The sequence below is a fragment of the Candidatus Methylomirabilota bacterium genome (assembly GCA_036005065.1).
GTDB lineage: Bacteria > Methylomirabilota > Methylomirabilia > Rokubacteriales > DASRDR01 > DASYQW01.
The window spans coordinates 1-6538 of the sequence record DASYQW010000269.1 but is presented as its reverse complement, the minus strand read 5'-3'; the positions used below and the strand labels follow the sequence as shown (position 1 = coordinate 6538).

The window sequence follows — 6538 nt, the reverse complement described above, 5'->3', positions numbered from 1 at the left end:
GCCGCGTGAACATCCAGGCCCACGAATCGTGTACTCTTAGTCATAGACCGGCTCCTTTCGTATGTAGCTCTGCGCTACGGGTCTCCGCTCGCAGCGTAACCTACGCATTGCGATCGGAGCCGGTCATTCCATTATGACTAGCGCCCGCGCGGTCGTCGCTCAGATTCACGCCCCGATGAGCGTCTCCAGTTTGACACTCGAAGGGGTGGGAGCTATCCTGAGTTTGAGGGGCGTGTCATGGACAAAGACGAGGCGATTCGAGACCTCATGGCCAAGCTGATGCAAGCCGTCGAGACATCGCTGTCGACGTCGGCCGCCGTTCGCGACGCGCTGGCCGAGCTCGTGCGAAACGGATACGAGGCCCGGCTCTTCTTCGTGGCGAACGCCGAGTCGGCCGACACCCGCGAGAGCGACGAGGACGGCGACGGCGAGCCGAACGAGTCGGCCGAAGCCCCCGAGGCGACCGCCGCCGAGGAGGACGCGACCTACATGGTGCGCGAGATCGGGGCCGCGCCGGACCCGACCGAGCTCCGGTTCGAGCTGACCAGGCTCGACCGGGACTTCCTGAAGTCGCTCCACATCCGACCGGAAAGCGGCTAGTCGGACCGCGACGGCTCACGCGGCGCCAACGTTGTGGTCCGGCTTCTCGCCCTCGCGGTCCTCGCGCTTCTGATCTACCTGATTCTCCGCGCCGTCATCGCCGGCTTCCTGGCCGGGCTTCGCGGGTCGCCGCGCGCCGGCGCCCCCCGCGCGTTCCGCAACGACCTGGTGAAGGACCCGGTCTGCGAGACGTACGTGCCGCGCCGCTCGGCCATCGCCCGGAATACGGGCGTCGCCACCTACTACTTCTGCAGCTCGGCCTGCGCGGAGAAGTTCCGGGCCCCGTCCTGATTCCTCATGCGTGCTTGAACTATTACGCCGCGGTCGGGACGAGACCGCCGTGAGGGTACGGGTCCGAGCGCGGGTCGTCGCCGCTCTGGCCTTGCTCGGGGTCGCCGGCTCGGTCGCCTCCCTGCTGGCGGCCTCCGGCTTCGACGGCCCCCGCGCCTACCGCGATGTCGAGCGCCTGGTAGGGTTTGGCCCCCGCCCGCCGGGATCGCCGGCCATCGCCCAGGCCCGAGCCTACATCGCCGGTGAGCTGCGCCGGGCAGGATGGCGGGTTCGCGAGCACGCCTTCACGGCCGAGACTCCCCGCCGGCCCGTGCGGATGGTGAACCTGATCGCCGAGTGGCCCGGCCGCCGCCCCGAGATCATCGCGGTGGGAGGGCACTACGACACGAAGCTCTTCACCGCCTTCCGGTTCGTCGGCGCCAACGACGGCGGCTCCTCGACCGGGCTGCTCATCGAGCTCGGCCGGGCTCTGGCGGCTCGCCACCGGGCAACGCCTCCCGGCTACACGTACTGGCTCGTCTTCTTCGACGGCGAGGAGGCGGTGGAGCAGTGGAGCGCCCGGGACAGCCTCTATGGAAGCCGTGCCCTGGTGGCCGCTCTCCGCGCCTCCGGCGAGCTGGCGCGCCTCCGTGTCCTGATCGTCGGCGACATGATCGGGGACAAGGATCTCGGTGTCCGTCGGGAATCGTCCTCCACGCCCTGGCTGACCGACCTGATCTGGGCCGCCGCCCGCCGCCTCGGCTCCGGGCGGCACTTCCTCGACGAGCGGCAGACCGTCGAGGACGACCATGCCCCCTTTCTCGACGCCGGCGTCGCGGCGACGCTGCTCATCGACTTCGATTACGGGGGGGCGCCGGGGGAGAACGCCTACTGGCACACGCCGGAGGACACACTCGACAAGGTCGCGCCGGAGAGCCTGCGGGTCGTCGGTGACGTCATCATGGAGGCGCTGCCCGCCATCGAGGCCGAGCTGGAGCGCCGCGCGCGGTAGACTATGGGAGGGGGCCTCAACGGCCCCCTCCCAAACCTCCCCCAGGAGGGGTTGCGGCGGCGAAGCCGCCGCTGGGAGCACTCCTCGATCCACCCCGCGCTCGGTGGTCGGCCCCGGGTGACTCCGATACGCTCCCAGCTCAATCGGAGACGATGAAGGTCGTCCCGACGCTGTTGGGGACGTACGCGTCGGGCAGGGCCCGCGCGATCTCGTGGGTCGCCCGCCAGCCGGTGCAGTGGGAGGGCACGACCAGCCTGGGGGCCATCGCCGTCAGGGCCGCGACCGTCGGCGGGATGCGCGGCTCGAAGAGCCGCCCGGTGAGGTGGAACCCCCCCAGGACGGCGTGGAGCCGCCCCACTCCCGTGAGCGCCATCGAGTGGCGCAGGACGTTGATGATCCCCGCGTGGCCACACCCCGAGAGGACCACGAGTCCCTTGTCCCGGACATTCATGACGACCGCTTGGTCGTCATGAATCAGCGGGTCCGGCTGCCACCGGCCGTCGACCTCGGCGTAGTGGATCGGAAATCCTGTTTCGAACTCGGTCGTGCGGGTGATCTGCCCGGTGACGAGCGCGAGGCCGCCCAGGAGGAGCGAGGCGCCGCGCTCCTCCACGATCTGCACCCCCTCCTGCTCGATGCCGCGCCGGTCCGGAGGTGGCAGCAGTACCTCGCTCCCGTCGGGCAGCGCGATCTTCCGCCGCAGACACGCGTCGGGATGGAGGAGGAGCGGGAGGCGCCGGCGCCCGGTCCGGGACAGGAGCCCGGTCAGCCCCGCCACGTGGTCGGTGTGGCCGTGGCTCAGGACGATGGCGTGGAGGTCCCCGGGGCGGATCTCGAGAAGGTCCATGTTGTGGAGGAGGCTGTCGCGGGTGAGGCCGGCGTCCATCAGGAAGGACGCCTTCCGGGGGCCGGCCGTCACCGTCACCAGGCAGGAGAAGCCGTGCTCGGCCCGGAGCGTGGTCCGGCCCTGGCCGACGACGCCCGCCAGCGACGCCCGCCGGACGGTCTCGCTGCCCGTCATCAGGAGATCCAGCGAGAGGTCGAGGACAGTGAGGATCTCGACGCGGTCGACTTCCGGGAGCGACACGCGGGTCGCCATCGGCCAGATGTGGGGTCGGGCGGTCAGAAGGTGTAGGTGTGGTCCTGCTGGAGGATTTCGACGCGGCCGTCCAGATGGCTGAGCTGGTCGGCGGTCTCCTCGTAGTAAGCGGGCTTGATGTGGTAGATCCAGATCGGTCCGTCGGGCATCTTTTCGATCTCGTGCTCGAGGAGCTTGGGCGTGAGGTGTCCCGACGCGCGCGCCAGCGACTCGAGGCGATTCGGGAACGCGGTCTCCACCACGACCGCCCGGACGGCGGGCACGTGACGCGCCACTCGCCAGAGCTGCTTGGTGGGTCCGGTATCTCCGGAGAAGACGAAGCCGGATGTCCCGTCGGACACGACGAAGCCGGTGGCGGGGACCGCGTGGTTGACGGGGACCGGAATCACCGAGAGGTCGCCGAACTCGGTCGGCTCGCCTTCCACCAGCGTCTCGAGCCGGAGCACCGGCGCCTCCGCGCTGGGCAGCGCGGTGAAGTCCGGCCACAGGCGGTTGTTGAAGCAGTACGTCCGGAGGTCCTTGATGATCGGGGCCAGCGACGCCGTGGTCACCGACCGGGAGCGCGCCGCCGACTGGATGTTGTCCACCAGGAACGCGAGCCCGACGATGTGATCCAGGTGGGCGTGGGAGATCAGGACGTGTTGGAGATCGGCCTGCTTCTCCAGAGGAAGCGCCGCGGTGACGGCCCCGGCTTCCAGGAGCACCCGGCCGTTGACGAGGAACGTCGGGAGCCGGAGGTTCGGGACATCTCCTCCGTGGCAGCCGAGGACCTCAAGGCGCATGCGCCCTCGCGGTTGTCGGCTCCGAGGTCGGTGGCGTATAGTGAGGTACCGCGCTGAGCATGATTGATCGCACCCGTCAGGGGAGGGGATCGGATGCCCGCCTCTGCTGGGCTGCCCTCGCCGCCAGCCCTGCATTGGGGTGATGAAGCCACCCGCGCCTGGCGCGTTGTCGCCGATATATTCCACAGCTGTCCACGAAGTGTCAAGAGCGAAGGAGAGCGGAATTGGACTGGGTGAAGACTAACCACGTGAAGCGCGCGCTCCGGGCCGGGCAGCCGACAGCTGGAACCTGGATCAGCCTCTGCAGCTCGATCAGCGCCGAGATCATGAGCCGGGCGGCGTTCGACTGGCTCCTCATCGACATGGAGCACGGCCATGGCGACTATCAGACGCTGCTCGGCCAGCTTCAGGCCATCGAGGGAAGCGATGCCATCCCGATCGTGCGCGTCCAGTGGAACGACCCGGCCATCATCAAGCGAGTGCTGGACCTCGGGGCCTACGGGGCCATGGTGCCCTGGATCGGCAATCGCGCCGAGGCCGAAGCGGCGGTACGGGCCGCCAAGTATCCTCCGGAGGGGATCCGGGGGATCGCCGGGAGCCACCGGGCCGGGGGATACGGCCGGCATGCCGCGGAGTACTGGAAGCGGGCGAACGAGGAGATCCTGGTGGTGATTCAGATCGAGACGGCGACCGCCGTGGCCGAGATCGAGGACATCGTCAAGATCCCGGGGATCGACGTCCTTTTCATCGGTCCCGCCGATCTGTCCACTTCTCTGGGGTACCTCGGGAACCCCGGCGCGCCGGCCGTGCAGGCGGCCATGGAGCGCGTGGAGGTGGCGGCCAAGTCCCAGGGCATCGCGCTCGGGAACATCACGCGGAGCTGGGACCAGGCCCGCGAGCTCTACAAGAGGGGGTATCAGTTTCTGACGCTCTGTTCCGAGACGGCGCTGCTCGTCCAGGGCGCCCAGGAAGTCCTGGCTCGGTTCACCCGGGAGATCCGGCCGCAATGACCCGGGCCGCGGCCGCCCGCTCGGTCTCAGATGACGCGAGGGAATGGACGGGGCGAGCCGGCCCGGCCGGCCCCCGCCTCGGGAGGTGCCCGTGAGCCGGATTTCCCCGCTCGATCCCGCCGACGTGCCCGAGGAGCTCCGCGAGATCTTCGCGGAGCAGACCCAGCTCTGGGGCGCTCCGCTCGCGCCCGCGCTCGTCATGGCGCACTGCCCGCCGCTGATCCGAGGCTCGCGTGCGCTCGGCATCGCGCTCGAGAAGTCGGGGCAGCTCCCGCCGGAGCTGCGGGATCTGGTCTCCCTGCGGGTGGCCCAGCTCATCGGCTGCCCGTTCTGAATGGACATCAACTCATCCCGGGGGATGAGCCACGGCGCGACCTTCGAGAAGCTCCAGGCGGTCGAGAAGTTCCGCGAGGGCGCGCTCTTCACCGAGGCCGAGCGGGTCGCCCTCGCGTTCGCCGAGGCGGTGACGGCGACGCCCACCGCGGTCACCGACGCGGTGTTCGAGCCCCTGCGGCAGCACTTCACGGTGCCCCAGATCGTGGAGCTGGCGGTCACCATCGCCACCGAGCACTTCCGCGCGAAGTTCAACACCGCGCTCGGGATCCAGGCCCAGGGACTCTGCCTCCTGCCGCCCCCCAGCTCGCGCTGACGAACCTCCTCGCCGCTGCGGCCTCGGCTTCGTGTTCCCGCTCGAGCCGGCGTCGCTGGCGGCTCTCGATCCTGGCGTACGGCAGCCGCGCCTCGGCCGCTTGACAGCCGGCCGCCGATGGCGTTAAGTGTCTCTAGACGGACCCGGGCGATGGAGTTCGCCCCCTAACCGCCCCTGACGAGGGCTGATAACTCCTACTGAAGGCGCCTTCGGTAGGAGTTTTTGTTTGTCCTTGCCACGGGGGGTGAGACGCGGCCATGCGCGTCGGACGCCGAAAAGCTCAGGACGACTCGCCGCCCTCGTACCTGGAGTCCTCCCTCATGTGGCGCCGAGGGGTGCCGAGATTCTCCGGCTCGCCCGGAGAGCCGGGGATCCTGGCCGGGCGGTGAACCCGGCGGTGGCGACCGCGACCGGCTGGCTCTCGGACGGCGAGATCCACTATCTCTGGTGGTACATCCAGGGGAGCATCATGGATCCCGACGTCCGCCAGCGACTCCGCCGGGCGTGGGGGTTTTGCAGCCGGCATGCCTGGGGCGCCCTGTCCGTCGAGGCGGCGTTCCGGCAGGTATACTTCCACGGGCCAGCCCTGCTCTACGAAGACCTCATGCGGCGCGCGCTCGGCGCCTTCGACCTGTCCGGGCGCTGGCAGGCCCGGCGCCTGGAGCGCCGGCTCCGGGATACCGGGCCCTGCCTCATGTGCGACATGAACCTGGGTGAGCGATCGCGGGGGGCGGCCCGAGACGACCTCATCGAACAGGGGCGGGTATGTGCCTGGTCGACACGCCCGGAATCGGATCCGTGTTCACCGGCAACACGCGGGTCACGCGGGAGTTCGTACCGCACGTCGACGCGGCTCTGGTCGTCCTGGGCGCCGATCCGCCGATCGCCGGGGAGGAGCTGGCCCTGGTGGAGGAGATCGCGCGCGAGACCGATCAGCTGGTCTTCGTCCTGAACAAGGCGGATCGGCTCGCCGAAGCCGAGCGCGACGAGGCGCGCCGGTTCGCCGAGGGGGTGCTCGGCGAGCGGCTCCACCGACCGATCCGCCTCCTGGAGGTGAGCGCGACCGAGCGGCTCGCCGGCCGGACCAGTCGGGACTGGGGCGTCCTCGCAGCCGAG

9 protein-coding genes and 1 riboswitch are annotated in these 6538 nt (G+C 69.8%); of the genes, 7 read left to right on the top strand and 2 right to left on the bottom strand.

Annotated elements, in window-relative coordinates; all coding sequences use genetic code 11:
• The first annotated feature begins 237 nt into the window (after positions 1 to 237).
• The 3 genes from VGW35_18725 to VGW35_18715 are packed head-to-tail and all read left to right on the top strand — an operon-like array spanning position 238 to position 1882.
• Entirely contained in the window at positions 238 to 600 is a 363-nt protein-coding gene (locus VGW35_18725) for a hypothetical protein (GenBank protein HEV8309702.1), read from the top strand.
• Between the two features lie 33 nt (positions 601 to 633).
• A complete protein-coding gene (locus VGW35_18720) occupies positions 634 to 891 on the top strand; it encodes a hypothetical protein (GenBank protein HEV8309701.1) in 258 nt (85 codons plus the stop codon).
• Between the two features lie 49 nt (positions 892 to 940).
• Positions 941 to 1882: a M28 family peptidase gene (locus tag VGW35_18715; GenBank protein HEV8309700.1), complete on the top strand. Its 942-nt coding sequence runs from the start codon at positions 941 to 943 to the stop codon at positions 1880 to 1882.
• A 139-nt stretch (positions 1883 to 2021) separates the two neighbouring features.
• Here VGW35_18715 and VGW35_18710 read toward each other — a convergent pair whose 3' ends face one another.
• Complete coding sequence (locus VGW35_18710) at positions 2022 to 2969, bottom strand: MBL fold metallo-hydrolase (protein HEV8309699.1); 948 nt, start codon at positions 2967 to 2969, stop codon at positions 2022 to 2024.
• Positions 2970 to 3004: 35 nt separating this feature from the next.
• Positions 3005 to 3763, bottom strand: coding sequence for a 3',5'-cyclic-nucleotide phosphodiesterase (locus VGW35_18705; GenBank protein ID HEV8309698.1), 759 nt, complete (start codon positions 3761 to 3763; stop codon positions 3005 to 3007).
• Positions 3764 to 3996: 233 nt separating this feature from the next.
• On the opposite strand from VGW35_18705, the gene VGW35_18700 reads away from it, so the two are divergent.
• From VGW35_18700 to VGW35_18685, 4 genes are all read left to right on the top strand, one after another.
• Positions 3997 to 4773, top strand: coding sequence for an aldolase/citrate lyase family protein (locus tag VGW35_18700; GenBank protein ID HEV8309697.1), 777 nt, complete (start codon positions 3997 to 3999; stop codon positions 4771 to 4773).
• A 91-nt stretch (positions 4774 to 4864) separates the two neighbouring features.
• Positions 4865 to 5107, top strand: a complete 243-nt coding sequence (locus VGW35_18695) for a hypothetical protein (GenBank protein HEV8309696.1) — start codon at positions 4865 to 4867, stop codon at positions 5105 to 5107.
• A complete protein-coding gene (locus VGW35_18690) occupies positions 5108 to 5422 on the top strand; it encodes a hypothetical protein (protein HEV8309695.1) in 315 nt (104 codons plus the stop codon). It begins immediately after the preceding gene.
• 137 nt (positions 5423 to 5559) lie between these two features.
• A riboswitch (Fluoride riboswitch) is annotated at positions 5560 to 5626 on the top strand.
• A 561-nt stretch (positions 5627 to 6187) separates the two neighbouring features.
• The coding region (locus VGW35_18685; protein HEV8309694.1) for a dynamin family protein at positions 6188 to 6538 on the top strand (351 nt) is incomplete at its 3' end.

Bases quoted from the DNA above. Each gene is read 5' to 3' on its own strand.
- VGW35_18725 (HEV8309702.1), top strand. From the start codon at position 238: ATGGACAAAGACGAGGCGATTCGAGACCTCATGGCCAAGCTGATGCAA.
- VGW35_18705 (HEV8309698.1), bottom strand. From the start codon at position 3,763: ATGCGCCTTGAGGTCCTCGGCTGCCACGGAGGAGATGTCCCGAACCTC.
- VGW35_18690 (HEV8309695.1), top strand. From the start codon at position 5,108: ATGGACATCAACTCATCCCGGGGGATGAGCCACGGCGCGACCTTCGAG.